Origin of the sequence: Ensifer sp. M14, from assembly GCF_003355565.1 — a bacterium.
Lineage (GTDB): Bacteria > Pseudomonadota > Alphaproteobacteria > Rhizobiales > Rhizobiaceae > Ensifer.
The window spans coordinates 629550-645785 of sequence record NZ_QJNR01000007.1 but is presented as its reverse complement, the minus strand read 5'-3'; the positions used below and the strand labels follow the sequence as shown (position 1 = coordinate 645785).

Sequence of the window (16236 nt, the reverse complement as noted above, 5' to 3'; positions counted from 1 at the left end):
AAGGACGACGGCATGACGCAGGATCTTGGCGGACGGTCGATCGCGCAGTTGTCTGCGCTGCTGCAATCCGGTGCGCTCGATCCGCGAGACCTGACAGGCTGGACGCTTGAGCGGATCCGCAACCACCATGACCAGGCGATCTTCACCACGGTCCTGCCGGAGCGGGCGACGCGCGAGGCGGAGGCTTCCGCAAGGCGCATTGCCGCCGGCCGTCCGCTCGGGCTTCTGGATGGAATTCCTGTCGCCTGGAAGGACCTGTTTGCCGTCAAGGGGGCCGCGACGACGGCGGGATCCGTCGTGCTGAAGGACGCGCCGGCGGCACAAGAGGATGCTGCGGTGGTGACGGCGCTTAGCCACGCCGGCATGATCAGTGTCGGTCGGGTCAACATGAGCGAGTTCGCCTTCTCCGGGCTCGGCATCAACCCGCATTACGGCACGCCGCGCAATCCGCGCGCCACGGACGTCGACCGGCTGCCGGGCGGCTCGTCCTCCGGTTCCGGCGTCGTGGTGGCCGCCGATATCGTGCCGGTCTCGATCGGCACGGACACGGGCGGGTCGATCCGCATTCCCGCCGCCTTCAACGGCATCGTCGGCTACAAGGCGACGCGCGGCCGCTATTCCATGCGCGGCGTCTTTCCGCTCGCCAAGAGCCTGGATTCGCTCGGCCCCCTCTGCCGCACGGTCCAGGACGCCGTCTGGGTGGATGCAGCGATGCGCGGTCTGCCCGCACCGGAGATCCGGCGCGGCAGCCTCGCGGGCCTGTCGATCGTGGTGCCGACAACGGTGGTGTTCGACGGCGCCGAAGACGGGGTGGTCTCCGCTTTCGAGGCAGCGCTCGGCCGGCTGCAACGGGCGGGTGCCCGCGTGCGGCGCCAGCCATTTCCTGCGTTCGCGCGCATATTCGAAACCATGGCGCGGAACGGGCCGCTGGTCACGGCCGAAGCCTACGCGCTCCATCGCGAGCGGCTAGAAGGCCTCGAGGCGGCATCGATGGACCAGCGCGTCGTGGCGCGAGCAAGGCTCGGGCAAAAGATCAGCCTTTCCGAGTACATCGCTACGCTTGAATTGCGCGAGGCGCTGATCGCCGAGATCGCCGCCGAGATCGGGCCGAACGAGCTGATCGCCTATCCGACGGTCGCGCATGTCGCACCTCCGACAGCGCCGCTTCTCACTGACGATGCTTTGTTCGCCGATACCAACGCCAGAACCTTGCGCAACACGTCGATCGGCAATTTTCTCGACTGGTGCGGGGTCTCATTGCCCTGCGGCAATGGGGACGCCGGCATGCCGGTCGGTCTGCTCCTTTCCGCCCAGCCGCATCATGACGCGCATCTGCTGTCGATGGCGCTTGCGGCGGAAGCGGTGGTGCGCGCCGATTGAGCTGGCACTACGCTAAGCGACAAGAGCAAGCGCACTTTGCGACTAGCCGGAGGGCGAAAGGCATAGTCTACTGCTTGAAGACCTCCGGAAATGCCGGTCGCAAAAGCCCTGAAGAGGCTGCGACATCGAAGGCGACCGACGGGAACAATGGGCCGCGATCGGCCGTCGCCTCGGCAACACGGGAACAGCCAAGGCGAACGGACGGCGGACGGGATGGGAGCTTCGCATGGACGTGAGTTATTCCACGGCAGGCACGGCTGCGCGCGAGCGCAAGCGGTATTGGGACGAAGCGGTGTCGAGCACCTATTTTCCGCTCGATCTGCGCTTCCAGAATTCCGCGGATTTTTCCGGCGACTTGAACGTCTGGGACCTCGGCGCGGTCTCGCTGTCGCGGCTGGAATCCGACGGCCTTCTCTACCGCCGCCAGAAGCGGCACCTCCTGCATGAGCGCGAAGAGAGTTACCTGATCACCGTGCCCGAGACGGCGGAGATCAGTTTCGAGCAGAGCGGCAAGGCGGTGCGCTGCAAGCCGGGCGCCTTCCTCGTCGAGCGCAGCCATCTGCCCTATGAGTTCAGCTACACCGCCAAGAACACGCTCTGGGTGCTGAAGGTGCCGATCGCGACGTTGCGCCCCCGTGTCGGCCTGCCCGAACGCATCGCGTCGCTGAGTTTCGATTCCACCCGGGGCACAGGCGCATTGTTCGTCGATATGATCCGGCTGATCGCGCCGCGGCTTGTCGAAATGGATGCGCCCGCCCGCGACATGACCGGCAAGCACCTGGTCGATATCCTGGCGATGTCGCTGATCTCGGATGAGCGCATGCTGACGTCGGATGCCGGCTCGGTCCAGGTCGGCCACCTGCACCGCGTCGAAACCTATGTCCGCGCCAATCTCGCCCGTACCGATCTTGGGCCTCAGGTGATCGCCGATGCCTGCGGCATCTCGGTGCGCTACCTGCACCAGCTGATGAAGCGGCAAGGCACGTCCGTTTGCCACTGGATCCGGCTTCAACGACTTCTGCGCTGCGACGAGATGCTGCGCGACCCCTCCTGCCGCAGGCTGGTTTCGGAAATCGCCTATGCGCTTGGGTTCAGCGACCACGCGCAACTGAGCCGTCACTACAAGGCGCATTTCGGCTACAGCCCAAGCGAAGCCCGAGAGCGCTACAGCATAACGCCATCGAACGGCCCCGGCTGAGCCGGCGGCCGGAAAATTCCAGACAGACACGAGGTGAACGCACGCCCGACTGGGCGAGGGGCGAAGCCTTGTCCGCTTTTCAACGAATCTAAGACAGGAGACGGATCTTGCAGAAACTTCGCGTTGCGGTCGATGTCGGTGGCACTTTCACCGACATCTGCATCATGGACGAGACCACGGGTCGGATCCGGGTCGAGAAGACGTCATCGTCAGCCGATCCGATCGACGGCATCATGTCCGGCGTCGAAAAGGCCGGCATCGACCTGTCGAAGGTGGCGCTGTTTTCGCACGGCACCACCGTTGCCACCAATGCCCTGATCACAAGGCGACTGCCGCGAACGGCAATGGTCTGCACGCGCGGTTTCCGCGACGTGATCGAGATCCGCCGTGCCAACAAGGAAGACCTCTGGGATACCTACAAGGACGTGGTGCCACCCTATGTGCCAAGGCGCGACCGGCTGGTTGTGACCGAGCGCATCGATGCGCAAGGGGGCATCGTCGCCACGCTCGACGAGGACGAGGCCCGCGAGGTGGCGCGCATTCTCAAGCGCCGCAATGTCGCGGCCGTCGCCGTCTGCTTTATGAACGCCTTCATGAACGGCGCCAACGAGCGGCGGATGAAGCAGATCCTGATGGAGGTGATGCCCGGTGTGCCGGTGTCGACCTCGTCGGAAGTCCTGCCCGAGATCTTCGAGCATGAGCGGTTCTCGACCACTGTCGCCAATGCTGCCTTGAGCCCCGTCGTCGTCGACTACACCACGCGGCTCGGCAAGCGCCTGCAGCAGGACGGCTACGAGCGCGATCTTCTGCTTTTGCATACCGGCGGCGGGGTGATGACGCCGAAGAGCGTCGAGGATTTCGCCGCACGCCTTGCCGGCTCCGGCATTGCCGCCGGCGCGATTGCCAGCAAATACATCGCCGAACTCTGCGGCTTCCGCAATTCCATCGGCCTCGACATGGGAGGCACCTCGACCGACGTTTCGCTTGCCTATGACGGCCAATCGCGCATCACCAAGGACTGGTTCATCGAATTCGGCTATCCGATCCGCTTCTCCTCAATCGAGGTTCTGACCATCGGTGCCGGTGGCGGATCGCTTGCCTGGACCGACGAGGCCGGATCGCTGCGCAACGGTCCGCAATCGGCCGGCGCCAATCCCGGCCCGGCCTGCTACGCCAAGGGCAATCGGCAGCCGACCAACACCGATGCCAATGTCGTGCTTGGCCGGCTCGGCACCAGCCTTGCCGGTGGCAAAATCACGCTTGATGCGGATCTGGCGCTTGAAGCCGTGCGCGAAGGGGTGGCCGCGCCGTTCGGGCTCGAGCCGCACGCAGCCGCCGATGCCATCATTCGTGTGGCCAACGCCAACATGTCGGATGCGGTGCGGCTGATCTCGATCAGCCGCGGCTACGATCCGCGCGATTTCGCGCTCGTCGCCTTCGGCGGTGCAGGCGCCTTGCATGGCGCGGCGATTGCCCGCGAACTGTCGATCCCGGCCGTCATCGTTCCGCCGAATCCCGGCGTCACCTCGGCGCTCGGCTGCCTGCTCGTCGACATGCAGCACGATTTTTCCGAGAGCTATCTGAAGCCGGCTAACGATGCTGACGCAACGGCCATCGAAGAGGCCTTCGTCCGCCTCGAACAGGAAGCGCTGGAACGGCTCGCGCACGAGGGTGTCGCGGCCAAGGACGTGGTGCTCCAGCGCAGCATCGACATGATGTATCTCGGGCAGTGGCGGTCGCTCGCGGTCGCCGCGCCGTCGCCTGTCACCGACATCGCGCGGCTGGTCGAAGCCTTCCATCGTGAGCATCAGCGTGAATACAATTTCCGCCGCGATGAGACGCCGGTCAGCCTGTTCCGCATCAACCTGAAGGCCGTCGGCATGGTGCCGAAGGCGTCGCTTGCAAAGCACGAGCCGACCGGACTGATCCCTACACCGAAGACGCGGCGCAGCGTCTGGTTCGCGGCCGATGCCGCGCTCGACACGCCCGTCTACGACCGCGAAACGCTGCCCGCAGGCTTCGTGTTCAAGGGGCCTGCCATCGTCGAACAGCTCGATTCCACCGTCGTCGTCCCGCCGGGAACGACCGCGGAAGTGGACACCTATCTCAACATCATCATCCGTATCGAAGGTGAAGCGAATGTCTGAACAGCAAAACCTTGACCCGGTGACCTTCGAGGTCCTGAAAAACTCCTTCATCACCAGCGTCGACCAGATGGCCGAGCAGATCTTGAGAACCTGCTACTCCTTCGTCATCTACAACCGCGACTTTTCCAGCGCCCTTCACGATGCCGAAAGCAATTCGGCAGCCCAGGGTAACCAGGACATCGCGGTCCATGTCGGCACGCTGCACTTCACCTGCAAGGACGTGATCCGCGCCTTCGACGGTGACATGCATCCGGGTGACGTCTACGCCATCAACGATCCCTATGCCGGCGGCACCCACTTCAATGACGTCCGGCTGATCCGGCCGATCTTCGTCGATGGCAGGATCATCGCCTTCAGCCAGTCGAACGGCCACTGGTCGGATCTCGGCGGCAGCGTGCCCGGCTCCTTCGATGTCGCCGCCAAGGAAATGTTCAGGGAGGGCATGCGCATCACGCCGATCCGGCTGTTCGACAAGGGGCGGTTCTGCAAGGATGTCGCCCATCTCATCGCCTCCAACACCCGCGACCCCGCCTCGATCATAGGCGACATTCATGCCCAGGCGCAGGCGACCCAGGTCTGCGAGCGCGAGATCCTCCGGCTCGTCGGCAAGTACGGCGAGGGCACGGTCAAGCAGGGGCTCGGTGCCGTGCAGGATTATGTCGAGCGGGCCATGCGCCAGCGCATAGCCGCGCTGCCGGATGGCGAATGGGAAACGCAGGACTTCATCGATCGCGACCCGGCCGGCAACGAGGGCATGATCCCGATCAAGGTCAAGCTGACGATCAAGGGCGACCGGGCGATCTACGACTTCACCGGCAGCCACCCGACCATCGGCTCGATCTACAACTCGGCCTTCGGCGCCACCTTCTCGGCGGTTGCGGCCGGCATGAAGACCTTCTTCCCCGACCTGCCGCTCAACAGCGGCTTCTACCGGGTGTTCGAAATTATCGCGCCGGAAGGCTCGATCGTCGATGCGAAATGGCCGGTGGCTGTCACCGGCTTCCTCATGCCTTTCGAGAAGATCATGAACGCGATCTACGAGATCTGGTCGAAGATCATCCCGGAGCGGGCCATCGCCTGCGCCTTCAACCTCGAATATCTCCTAACCGGCGGACGCGACGCGCGGGCGGCGGAAAAGCCGATCTTCATGTTCTACGACTGGCTGCCCGGCGGCTGGGGCGGGCGCAACGGCAAGGACGGCTGCAACGTGACCACCGCCTGCTTCGGAACCGGCCTGATGGCCCAGCCGGTCGAAGGTCAGGAACGGGCGAACCCGATCCTGACGACGGAATTCGAGGTGCTGACGGATTCGGCCGGGCCTGGAAAGTGGCGCGGCGGTGCGGGCGTTTTGAAGACCTCCCGCATGCTGGAAGCGGAAAACACCGTCATTTCCTATATCTGCGACCGCGAGCGCGCGATCGTCTGGGGCATCGAAGGCGGGCTGCCCTCCATGCCGCACGGGCTGACGTTGACCCGCGAAAAGACCGGCAAGAAGGAATGGCTCGGGGCCACCTTCTCCGATGTGGCAATCGAGGCAGGCGATATCTTTTCGCGGCCGACGGCCGGCGGCGGCGGCTTCGGCGATCCTCTGGAGCGCGATCCGCAACGGGTTCTTGCCGATGTGATCGACGATTATGTTTCGGTGGAGCGGGCGGCGAAGGATTACGGCGTCGTCATCGACCCCGTCGATCCGGAGATCTGCGCCTACGAGATCGATGCGGCGGCGACAGCCGAATTGCGGCGACAGGTCCGGGCAGACCGGTCGGGTTGGCTGGATGCTGATCCCGCCGAGGTCTCGGAAAAATTCAAGGCGGGCGAGATCAATGCGCTCGACGCAGTGCGCCGCTACGCGGTGATCCTCGACTGGGATACGGGCGATCTGCTACCCGTCTCCACCGAACAGTTCCGCGACATGTATCGCAAACGGTCGGCTGCCGCCTGGCAGTAGCAACGGAAATGCTTGGTCGGTGGGCGGCGCGCACACCCGGAAAACAGGGGGACGGCATGGCAGGTGTTACGATCGTCGCGGCCGCTGAGGCCGACAGATCCGCATGGAACGAGCTTCACGCAGGGTTCGCCGCCTTCTATGGCGTTGACCAGACCGACGAGATGCGGGACCGGGTCTGGGGCTGGATCCGCGACGGTGCGCTCGAATGCAGGCTGGCGATCGATGGCTCCGGCCGGCCGATCGGTTTGACGCATTTTCGCGAATATATTCGGCCGCTGATGGCGGCGCGCGGCGGTTTTCTCGACGATCTCTTCGTTGCGCCTGAGGCCCGTGGCAGCGGCGCGGCGCCTGCTCTGATCCGGGCCGTTGCCGACATCGGGCGCGAACGCGGCTGGTCCGTCATCCGCTGGATCACGCGCGACAACAATTACAGGGCTCGCGGCCTCTACGATCAACTGGCCACCCGAACGGACTGGCTGACCTATGATATTGCCCTGTGATCACGCATCACGATGATCACGCCTCAAAACTGGAGACGCCGATGACCGCACAGCCCAATTCCACCGAAGCGCGGGACATGGCCTACCACCTCCATTCCTATACCAACCCGCGCAAGCTGGAGCGGGAAGGGCCGCTGATCATCGACCGCGGCGAGGGCATCCACGTCTTCGACAACAGCGGCAAACGCTACATCGAAGGCATGGCGGGGCTCTGGAGCGTGGCCGTCGGGTTCGGCGAGACGCGGCTGGTCGAAGCCGCGCGCAGCCAGATGGCGAAGCTTCCCTATTACCATACCTTCTCGCAGAAATCGCATGGGCCGGTGGTGGATCTGGCAGAGAAGCTGATCGGCATGGCGCCGGTGCCGATGTCCAAGGTCTATTTCGCCAACTCCGGATCTGAGGCGAACGATACCGCGATCAAGCTGGTCTGGTATCGCTCCAACGCGCTGGGCAAGCCGGAGAAAAAGAAGATCATTTCGCGCATCAAGGGCTATCACGGCGTAACCGCGCTGAGCGCCAGCCTGACGGGCCTGCCTAACAACCACCGCTCCTTCGACCTGCCGTTTGCCAACATCCTGCACACGACCTGCCCGCATTACCGCACCGGTGCGGAGCCGGGGCAGGACGAGCTCGCCTTCTCGCGCTGCTGCGCCGAGGAGTTGGAGGCGCTCATCCTCGATGAGGGGCCCGAGACGATCGCCGCCTTCATCGGCGAGCCGGTCATGGGCGCCGGCGGCGTCATCGTTCCGCCGGAGGGCTATTGGGCGGCCATCCAGGACGTGCTGCGCAAATACGACATCCTGCTGATTGCCGACGAGGTGATTTGCGGCTTCGGGCGGACCGGCAACATGTTCGGGTCGCAGACCTTCGGCATGCGCCCGGATGTCATGACGCTCTCCAAACAGCTGTCGTCGTCCTACCAGCCGATCGCGGCGCTTGTGATCAATGACAACGTCTACGAGCCGATCGCCGATGAGGCCGACCGGATCGGCGCGCTCGGGCACGGATTTACCGCAAGCGGCCATCCGGTCGCCGCTGCCGTATCGCTCGAAAATCTGGCGATCATCGAGGAAAAGGATCTGGTCGGCAACGTCCGCCGGCTTGCGCCGCAATTCCTTGGCCGGCTCAATGCTCTGGAACGCCATCCGCTTGCGGTCGAGGCGCGGGGCGTCGGTCTCATCGGTGCGCTTGAGCTTGAGGCGGCGGATGGGGCGGCCGCAGGTGCTACCGGCGCGCGGGCGGGAGCGATCCTGCAGAAGAACGGCCTCATCTGCCGCAATATCGGCGATTCCATCGCCTTTTGCCCGCCGATGATCATCACGGCTGCCGAGATCGACGAGATGTTCGATATCGTCGAGGCGAGCCTTGGCGAACTCGGTCAGACGGACATCGAAAGAAGATCGTCGCAGCGGACCGGTTGACGTTCGCCGGCGCGCCTTCTGCATGGTTGCGCCCTTATCCCTGATCGTTGCCAGACGACGCCGATTGACAGGCCTCCGATCCTGGTAATAGCATTAAGTCAAAGTTATTGACTTAATGGTGTGCCGTCGGAACTTGAGGAGAGTTCGTCATGTCGGCAGTCGAGGAGGTTCGGCTGCGGTGCTTGCACATCCCAAGCTGCTGGCCGTCATTCGGCGCCGCCTCCTTCCAACGTCACAGGGTTCTCAATGGATTATCTTGTCAATCTGTCGCCGCTTCGATCAAAGCCAGAGCTCGACCAACGGATCGACGCTGCCGGGGTGACGATCAGGCGCGCTTTGGCGCCCGAATTCGAACTTGTGACCGGATGGGTGCGGGAAAAATTCGGTGCGGGCTGGGCGGGCGAGACCGCCGTCGCGTTTGCGCGTCAGCCTCCGACCTGCTTTCTCGCCACGCGAAACGGAAGCCTCGTCGGCTTTGCCTGTCATGAATCGATCGCGCGTGGGTTCTTCGGTCCGACCGGCGTCGACGAGGCGGCACGTGGCGAAGGCGTCGGGCACGCGTTACTCCTTGCCTCTCTGCTCGATCTGAAGACGATGGGCTACGCATACGCCATCATCGGCGATGTTGGGCCGTCGGGTTTCTACGAGAAGACTGTCGACGCCATGCCAATCCCCAATTCCGCGCCTGGCATTTATGCCGGCATGCTCAAGATCGACGACTAGCCCTGCTGGAGATGATGATGACGATCGCCACAAAACCGGAATTTCGGCTGGAAACACTCTGGACGCCGGCAAAGACGGATACGCAAGCGGTTTATTCGCTGACATTGACGAACGCCTCCGATCGTCCGCTGAAGGATTTTCGCCTTTGCGTTTCGGGACCGGCCCGCATCGACCCCGCTGCCGTTGTCGAAGGAGGGGAGCTGCTGAGCCGGCTTTCCAACCATTCCGAGTTCGCGCCGCCGGCCGATCTGGTGCTTGAGCCTGGAAGCGTGTGGACCGTGAAGGCGCATGGCATGAGCTTTGCGCCGCAGCATTGGACCGACGGCGCCAACTCCGCCTACCTTGTCCTTGCCGACGGCAGCACCGCGCCGATCTCCGTCGTGCCGTCGCGCGCCCACGGCGACAATGCCGAGCTGAAACGCGGCGCTGTCATCTATCCCGTGCCGAAGGTCGCCCCGGTCGCGGTCTCCGTCGTGCCCTGGCCGCAGGAGGTGTCCGTCTCCGGACGACTGACGCCGCCATCAGGGATCGACCTTGCGCCGGAGGGGGCGGAAGCCGAAGCTGCAGCGCAGGCGTTTGCCGAGCTGACGGGCAGCCTGTTCCCGGTCGAAGGGCTTGTCCGGCCGGTGGCGGAAGGTGGCCTTCCGGCAACGCTGTCGCTCTCCGGCGACCTTGCGGAGGAAGGCTATCTCATCCGCTTCTCACCGGCCGGCGTCGCAGTGACCGGCGGGACGCGCATCGGTATCCTCTATGGCCTGATCACGCTCGGACAAATCCTGCGCGGTGCCAAGCTTCATTCCGGCACGTTCCTGTTTCCGGCCGGCGGCGAAATCCGGGACGAGCCGGCGCTCGGCTGGCGCGGCACGCATCTCGACGTCGCCCGTCAGTTCTACAGCACCGCCGAGGTTTCGCGGTTCCTCAGGTTGATGGCCTGGAACAAGCTCAATCGCTTCCACTGGCATCTCTCCGACGACGAGGCTTGGCGCATCGAGATCGACGCCTATCCGGCGCTGACCGAGATCGGCGCCTGGCGCGGCCATGGCCGCAAGATCCCGCCGCTGCTCGGCTCCGGCCCGCAGGTGACCGGCGGCTATTACACCAAGGCCTCCGTCCGCGAGATCGTCGCTCTGGCGGCGACTTTGGGTATCGAAGTGATGCCGGAGATCGACGTGCCCGGCCATTCCTTCGCGATGCTGCAGGCCATTCCCGAGCTGCGCGATCCCGATGAGACCGGCAGCTATTATTCCGTGCAAGGCTTCCCGGACAATTGCCTGAACCCGGTGCGTGAGGAAACCTATCGTGTGCTCGAAGTCGTCTTCGACGAACTGATCGAGCTCTTCCCGTCGAAGATCATCCATGTTGGTGCCGACGAGGTGCCGCTCGGGGCCTGGTCAGGTTCGCCCGAGGCGCTTGAACGTCTGCGGACGGTCGCCGGCGACGAAATGGCGGCGGCTCACGCCAAGCGGCTGAATGTCGTCACCAACACGCATGGCGCCGACGAGATCGACGGGTCGGGTGCCGCCGTGCTGCAGGCGGAGTTCCTCGCCCGTGTCCAGGGCTTCCTTGCAAGTCGCGGCTGCGTCACCGGCGGCTGGCAGGAGGCGGCTCATGGCAACGTCATCGACAAGGAAAAATCTCTGCTATTCGGCTGGCGGACGGTCGAGGCCAACGCCGAGTTAGCCGGCGAAGGCTACGATATCGTCGTCTGCCCGGGGCAGGTCTACTATCTCGACATGGCCAACAGCCCGGCCTGGTCCGAGCCCGGCGGCAGCTGGGCCGGCTGGTCTGATCCGGAAAAACTGTATCTGTTCGACCCGATCGAAGGCTGGACGGAAGCGCAGAAGAAGCATTTGCGCGGGCTGCAATGCTGCATCTGGTCCGAGCCGATGACCGATCGCGGCGTGTTCGACCGCCTGGTGTTCCCACGGCTGTCGGCTCTCGCCGAAACCGGCTGGACCCGCCCGGAGCGCAAGAATTTCAAACGCTTCGAGGCACTGGTCGGGTTGATGCCGGTTCTCTACGGCTTCTATTCCGAGCAGTAATCGTCCGGCTGAACGGGGCGTCGGAGCAATTTGATGCCTCGCTCCCCTTGCATTTTTGGGTGGGCAGAGGTCGCGAATCAACGTTTGCGGCGTGGCCGTCACCCGTGACATAAGGGCGCCGCAACGTTTCGGGCCCCTAAAATATGATTCGTATCGAGAATATCAGCAAGCAGCTCAGCCACCGGATCCTCTTCATCGAGGCATCCGCCGCCCTCAACAAGGGCGAGAAGGTCGGCCTCGTCGGCCCCAATGGCGCGGGCAAGACGTCCCTCTTCCGGATGATAACGGGCGAAGAGATGCCGGACGAAGGCCAGGTCGCCGTCGATAAGGGCGTGACGATCGGTTACTTCAACCAGGATGTCGGCGAGATGTCGGGCGGTAGCGCTGTTGCCGAGGTGATGAACGGTGCCGGGCCGGTCAGCACCGTTGCCGCCGAACTGCACGAGCTTGAAGCCGCCATGGTCGATCCGGATCGTTTGGACGAGATGGACGCGATCATCGAGCGCTACGGCGAGGTGCAGGCGCGCTACGAAGAACTCGACGGTTATGCGCTCGAAGGCCGCGCGCGCGAAGTGCTTGCGGGCCTGAGCTTCTCCCAGGAGATGATGGACGGCGACGTCGGCGCGCTTTCCGGTGGTTGGAAGATGCGCGTCGCGCTGGCCCGCATCCTGTTGATGCGCCCTGATGTCATGCTGCTCGATGAGCCGAGCAACCATCTGGATCTCGAAAGCCTGATCTGGCTTGAAGCCTTCCTCAAGGGCTACGAAGGCGCGCTCCTGATGACCTCGCACGATCGCGAGTTCATGAACCGGATCATCACCAAGGTGGTCGAAATCGACGGCGGCCAGCTCAACAGCTATTCGGGCGATTACGGCTTTTACGAACAGCAGCGGGCGCAGAACGAAAAGCACCAGCTGGCGCAGTTCGAACGCCAGCAGGCGATGCTCGCCAAGGAAATCAAGTTCATCGAGCGCTTCAAGGCGCGCGCCTCGCACGCAGCCCAGGTGCAGAGCCGGGTCAAGAAGCTCGACAAGATCGATCGGGTCGAGCCGCCCAAGCGCCGGCAGGCCGTGTCGTTCGAGTTTCGCCCGGCGCCGCGCTCGGGCGAAGACGTCATCAACATCAAGAACGTGCACAAGAAGTACGGCGAGCGCAGCATCTATGAGGGCCTCGACTTCATGGTTCGCCGCCGCGAGCGCTGGTGCATCATGGGCATCAACGGCGCCGGCAAGTCCACGCTTCTGAAGCTGGTGACGGGCTCGACCGATCCGGATGAGGGCAGCGTCGCGCTCGGCGCCAGCGTGAAGATGGGTTACTTCGCCCAGCATGCCATGGACCTGCTCGATGGCGAGCGCACGGTGTTTCAGTCGCTGGAGGACGCATTCCCGCAGGCCGGCCAGGGGCCGCTCCGCGCGCTTGCCGGCTGTTTTGGCTTTTCCGGCGACGACGTCGAGAAGCGCTGCCGGGTGCTGTCGGGCGGCGAGAAGGCGCGGCTGGTCATGGCGATGATGCTGTTCGATCCGCCGAACCTCCTGGTGCTCGACGAGCCTACCAACCACCTCGATCTCGATACCAAGGAAATGCTGATCAAGGCGCTGGAGCAGTACGAGGGCACGATGCTGTTCGTGTCGCACGACCGCCACTTCCTGGCGGCCCTGTCCAACCGCGTGCTGGAGCTGACGCCCGAGGGCGTGCATCAGTATGGCGGCGGCTATACGGAATATGTCGCCCGCACCGGCCAGGAAGCGCCGGGCCTGCGCAGCTGATTTCGATCGATCGCGGCCTTGCCGCGATAATTGTCCGAAACGATAAGGGCCGATGCGCGCAATGTGCTTCGGCCCTTTCTTTATTGAAGTCCTTATATCGAAGCCGTTGCGCCGGCTTCGATGCTTGGCGTCAGGCGCGCTCTTCCCAGACCTTGGCGAGTTCCACCAATGTCTTGACGGCCCGTTCCATGTCCTGTCGGCTCACCCATTCGAGTGGCGAATGGAAGGCGTGGCCGCCGGCGAAGATGTTGGGGCAGGGCAGGCCCATGAACGACAGGCGCGAGCCGTCGGTGCCGCCGCGGATGCTGCCGCGCACCGGCGTCATGCCGGCGCGGCGCACGGCCTCCAGCGCATTGTCGGCGATCTCAGGATTGCGGGCAAGGATCGCCTTCATGTTGCGGTACTGCTGCTTGACCTCGAAGGAGTAGGACGAGCCCGGATAGGCGGCGATCACATCCTTTACGATACCTTCGAGCATGGCTTCCTTGGTCGCCAGGCCCTCGTCCTCGAAATCACGGACGATCAGGCTGAGGCTCGCCTTTTCCATCGTGCCGGTGACGCCGGTCGGATGGATGAACCCTTCACGGCCTTCCGTGCTCTCGGGCGCGATGTCCTTCGGCAGGCGATCGATGATGGCACCGGCGATCTTGATGGCGTTTTCCATCTTGCCCTTGGCAAAGCCCGGATGGATGGCAACGCCTGCGACCGTGATCTCGACACCGTCGGCCGAGAAGGTCTCGTCCTCGATGTGGCCGGCGGTTTCGCCATCGATGGTGTAGCCGAACTGGGCACCGAGCTTCTTAAGGTCAACCTTGTCGGCGCCGCGGCCGACTTCCTCGTCCGGCGTGAAGAGGATGCGGATGGTGCCGTGCTTGATATCCGGGTTGTCCATCAGGACCTGCGCTGCCGACATGATCTCGGCAACGCCGGCCTTGTCGTCCGCGCCCAGAAGAGTGGTGCCGTCGGTGGTGATGATGTCGTTGCCGATCTGGTCGAGCAATACAGGATGCTCGCTGACGCGGATGACCTGTTGCGGATCGCCTGTCAGCCGGATGTCACCGCCCTGGTAGTTCCTGACGATCTGCGGCTTGACGTTGGTGCCGGTGAAGTCCGGCGCCGTATCCATATGAGAACAGTAGCAGATGACTGGAACCGGCTTGTCGACGTTCGACGGAATGGTGGCATAGACGTAGCCGTGTTCGTCGAGGTGCGCGTCCGATACGCCCATCGCCAGCAACTCTTCGACCAGAAGCCGGCCGAGCGTCTTCTGCTTTTCGGTGGTGGGCGTGGTCTTCGACTTGGCATCCGATTGGGTGTCGATAACGACGTAACGGAGGAAGCGATCGATAACAGTGTCGGTCATGGGCAATGTGTCCAATATATCTGCGTCAACGATAGTCCCGCTATAGCGCATCGCCGGTGCCGCAGTGAATGGGCTTTCCACCGCGTCGACGGGTTTTGTCGACGCGGTGGAGGCGGCGCTTGATCTGCGACGTGCGTTACAACGATTTTACCGTTCTACACTCAAGGGCCGATTCCGCCTTGGGGCGGAGACCGAAGACGAGCAGGCTTGCGGCGGCAGAGAGCCAGACGCCAATGGTGCCGTAGAGCATGACCCAGCCGAAACCATCCCGCAGTGCCGCATGAGTAACGCTCTGCGACAGGCCATAGTCCGAAGACAGCATGCCGCCGGCGGAAATCTTTTCGGCAAGCGTGCGGAGGTCGGCGAAGGCTGTCTGCCCGAAAAGCGAGCTTTGCAGCGAGAACAGCACACCCTCGACCAGGATGAGGCCCATCAGCGCGATGTTGATCGCCAGAGAGATCATCCGCGCGCTGGTGTCGATGCCCGAGGCCATGCCGACCCGTTCGGGGGTGACCGCGCCGGTTGCGGCGTTGGTGACCGTGGTATTGGTGAATCCGAGACCGATGCCCGCCAACACGCATCCCGGCAGCATTGTCGCCCAGCTGGCGTTCTCGACGCTGGCGCCGATTTTCATCATGAGAAAGCCAAGACCGATCGTGAACAGACCTGCGGGGATGACGATTCCTGGACGAAGGCGAAGCATCAAGCGTTCGGCAAAGGGCGGAACGACGAGTGGGGGAAGGGTATAGGCGAGAAGTGCTACGCTTGCGGTCACGCCGTCATAGCCGAGGCCCGCCTGAAACCAGATCGGCAGATAGATCATGAACGGCCAGAAGCTGATGTTCATGCCCATCGAGCCGAACAGCGCGCCGGAGAAGCTGCGGATGCGGAACACCGAAAAATCGAACATCGGCCGGGCACTGACTTTCTCGGCAACGACGAAGCCGATCAGGCTGACGATGGCGACACCGAGGATTGCCAGCGCGGTCGGGCTGGCAAAGCCGAGTTCGGGGCCTTGCGTGATGAAGTAGGCGATGCAGAAGACCGCGGCCGACAACGTCACGATCCCGGCGACGTCGAGGCTCTCGGCGTCAGGGTCACGCGACTCCTGTACGCCCGCGAGCGCAAGCGCCATTGTGATGCCCGAAAGCACGACATGGACGAGAAACACCCATTCCCAACTCAGGAGCGCGACCGTCGCGCCACCGACGATCGGTCCAAAGCCGAGACCGATGCCGAAGACGATGCCCCACCAGCTGAAAGCGATCCCGCGCTGGCGACCGGACGGGAACTGCTGCGACAGCACGGCGATCTGGCAGATGAGCATCACGCCGCCGGCCATGCCCTGGAGGAAGCGGGCGACGATCAACACCGAGGTGTTTTCGGTCAGCCCGCAGATCAGCGAGGCGATGCCGAAGGCGACGATGCCGGCGACAAAGATGCGCTTACGGCCGTAGCGATCGGCCAATGTGCCTGCCCCCATCAGAACCGCGGTGACGGCGATGGTGTAGGCGTTCATGATCCATTGAAGCTGTTTGAAATCTGCGCCGAGCACCTGCTCCAGCGTTGGCAGGATCGCCGGAATGCTCGAAATCTCCAGGCCGAACATCAGCGAGGAGAGGCAGACGGCTGCCAGTGCCAGCGCACTGCGGCGGGTTATGGGTTCGTTCATGCTTGCGGTCTTTCGCTGCTGCGGCGGGCTTCGCGGAAAGCCGGTCCCGGCCCTTCCACGCGCTCCGCCCGAATTG

Annotated in this window: 11 protein-coding genes; 9 read left to right on the top strand and 2 right to left on the bottom strand. The window is 63.7% G+C overall.

What is annotated here, in order from left to right:
* The first annotated feature begins 12 nt into the window (after positions 1-12).
* The 9 genes from BLJAPNOD_RS24680 to abc-f all read left to right on the top strand — a co-directional run bounded on the left by BLJAPNOD_RS24680 (position 13) and on the right by abc-f (position 13125).
* Complete coding sequence (locus BLJAPNOD_RS24680) at positions 13-1380, top strand: amidase (protein WP_077501688.1); 1368 nt, start codon at positions 13-15, stop codon at positions 1378-1380.
* 226 nt (positions 1381-1606) lie between these two features.
* Positions 1607-2578: a helix-turn-helix domain-containing protein gene (locus BLJAPNOD_RS24675; protein WP_077501689.1), complete on the top strand. Its 972-nt coding sequence runs from the start codon at positions 1607-1609 to the stop codon at positions 2576-2578.
* Between the two features lie 107 nt (positions 2579-2685).
* Positions 2686-4725 (top strand): hydantoinase/oxoprolinase family protein, encoded by a 2040-nt coding sequence (locus tag BLJAPNOD_RS24670; protein WP_115421777.1) that lies wholly within the window; start codon positions 2686-2688, stop codon positions 4723-4725.
* Entirely contained in the window at positions 4718-6673 is a 1956-nt protein-coding gene (locus BLJAPNOD_RS24665) for a hydantoinase B/oxoprolinase family protein (RefSeq protein ID WP_115421776.1), read from the top strand. Before BLJAPNOD_RS24670 ends, BLJAPNOD_RS24665 begins: the two co-directional genes overlap by 8 nt.
* 56 nt (positions 6674-6729) lie before the next feature.
* Positions 6730-7173: a GNAT family N-acetyltransferase gene (locus tag BLJAPNOD_RS24660; protein ID WP_077501692.1), complete on the top strand. Its 444-nt coding sequence runs from the start codon at positions 6730-6732 to the stop codon at positions 7171-7173.
* A gap of 41 nt (positions 7174-7214) precedes the next feature.
* Positions 7215-8594, top strand: a complete 1380-nt coding sequence (locus tag BLJAPNOD_RS24655) for an aspartate aminotransferase family protein (RefSeq protein WP_077501693.1) — start codon at positions 7215-7217, stop codon at positions 8592-8594.
* Between the two features lie 246 nt (positions 8595-8840).
* Positions 8841-9317, top strand: coding sequence for a GNAT family N-acetyltransferase (locus tag BLJAPNOD_RS24650; RefSeq protein ID WP_077501695.1), 477 nt, complete (start codon positions 8841-8843; stop codon positions 9315-9317).
* A gap of 17 nt (positions 9318-9334) precedes the next feature.
* Entirely contained in the window at positions 9335-11359 is a 2025-nt protein-coding gene (locus tag BLJAPNOD_RS24645) for a beta-N-acetylhexosaminidase (RefSeq protein ID WP_077501697.1), read from the top strand.
* A gap of 143 nt (positions 11360-11502) precedes the next feature.
* Positions 11503-13125, top strand: a complete 1623-nt coding sequence (gene abc-f, locus BLJAPNOD_RS24640) for a ribosomal protection-like ABC-F family protein (protein WP_077501699.1) — start codon at positions 11503-11505, stop codon at positions 13123-13125.
* Between the two features lie 130 nt (positions 13126-13255).
* On the opposite strand, the gene pepT is transcribed toward abc-f, so the two are convergent.
* Positions 13256-14488: a peptidase T gene (pepT, locus tag BLJAPNOD_RS24635; RefSeq protein WP_115421775.1), complete on the bottom strand. Its 1233-nt coding sequence runs from the start codon at positions 14486-14488 to the stop codon at positions 13256-13258.
* A gap of 136 nt (positions 14489-14624) precedes the next feature.
* Positions 14625-16160 carry an MFS transporter gene (locus BLJAPNOD_RS24630; protein WP_115421774.1) on the bottom strand — a complete coding sequence of 512 codons (1536 nt, stop codon included), beginning with the start codon at positions 16158-16160 and terminating at the stop codon, positions 14625-14627.
* Positions 16161-16236: the final 76 nt, after the last annotated feature.

Excerpts from the sequence above, each read along its gene's own strand:
- BLJAPNOD_RS24650 (WP_077501695.1), top strand. The coding sequence starts at position 8,841 with ATGGATTATCTTGTCAATCTGTCGCCGCTTCGATCAAAGCCAGAGCTC.
- BLJAPNOD_RS24645 (WP_077501697.1), top strand. The coding sequence starts at position 9,335 with ATGACGATCGCCACAAAACCGGAATTTCGGCTGGAAACACTCTGGACG.
- BLJAPNOD_RS24680 (WP_077501688.1), top strand. The coding sequence starts at position 13 with ATGACGCAGGATCTTGGCGGACGGTCGATCGCGCAGTTGTCTGCGCTG.
- BLJAPNOD_RS24675 (WP_077501689.1), top strand. The coding sequence starts at position 1,607 with ATGGACGTGAGTTATTCCACGGCAGGCACGGCTGCGCGCGAGCGCAAG.
- abc-f (WP_077501699.1), top strand. The coding sequence starts at position 11,503 with ATGATTCGTATCGAGAATATCAGCAAGCAGCTCAGCCACCGGATCCTC.
- pepT (WP_115421775.1), bottom strand. The coding sequence starts at position 14,488 with ATGACCGACACTGTTATCGATCGCTTCCTCCGTTACGTCGTTATCGAC.
- BLJAPNOD_RS24660 (WP_077501692.1), top strand. The coding sequence starts at position 6,730 with ATGGCAGGTGTTACGATCGTCGCGGCCGCTGAGGCCGACAGATCCGCA.
- BLJAPNOD_RS24655 (WP_077501693.1), top strand. The coding sequence starts at position 7,215 with ATGACCGCACAGCCCAATTCCACCGAAGCGCGGGACATGGCCTACCAC.
- BLJAPNOD_RS24630 (WP_115421774.1), bottom strand. The coding sequence starts at position 16,160 with ATGAACGAACCCATAACCCGCCGCAGTGCGCTGGCACTGGCAGCCGTC.
- BLJAPNOD_RS24665 (WP_115421776.1), top strand. The coding sequence starts at position 4,718 with ATGTCTGAACAGCAAAACCTTGACCCGGTGACCTTCGAGGTCCTGAAA.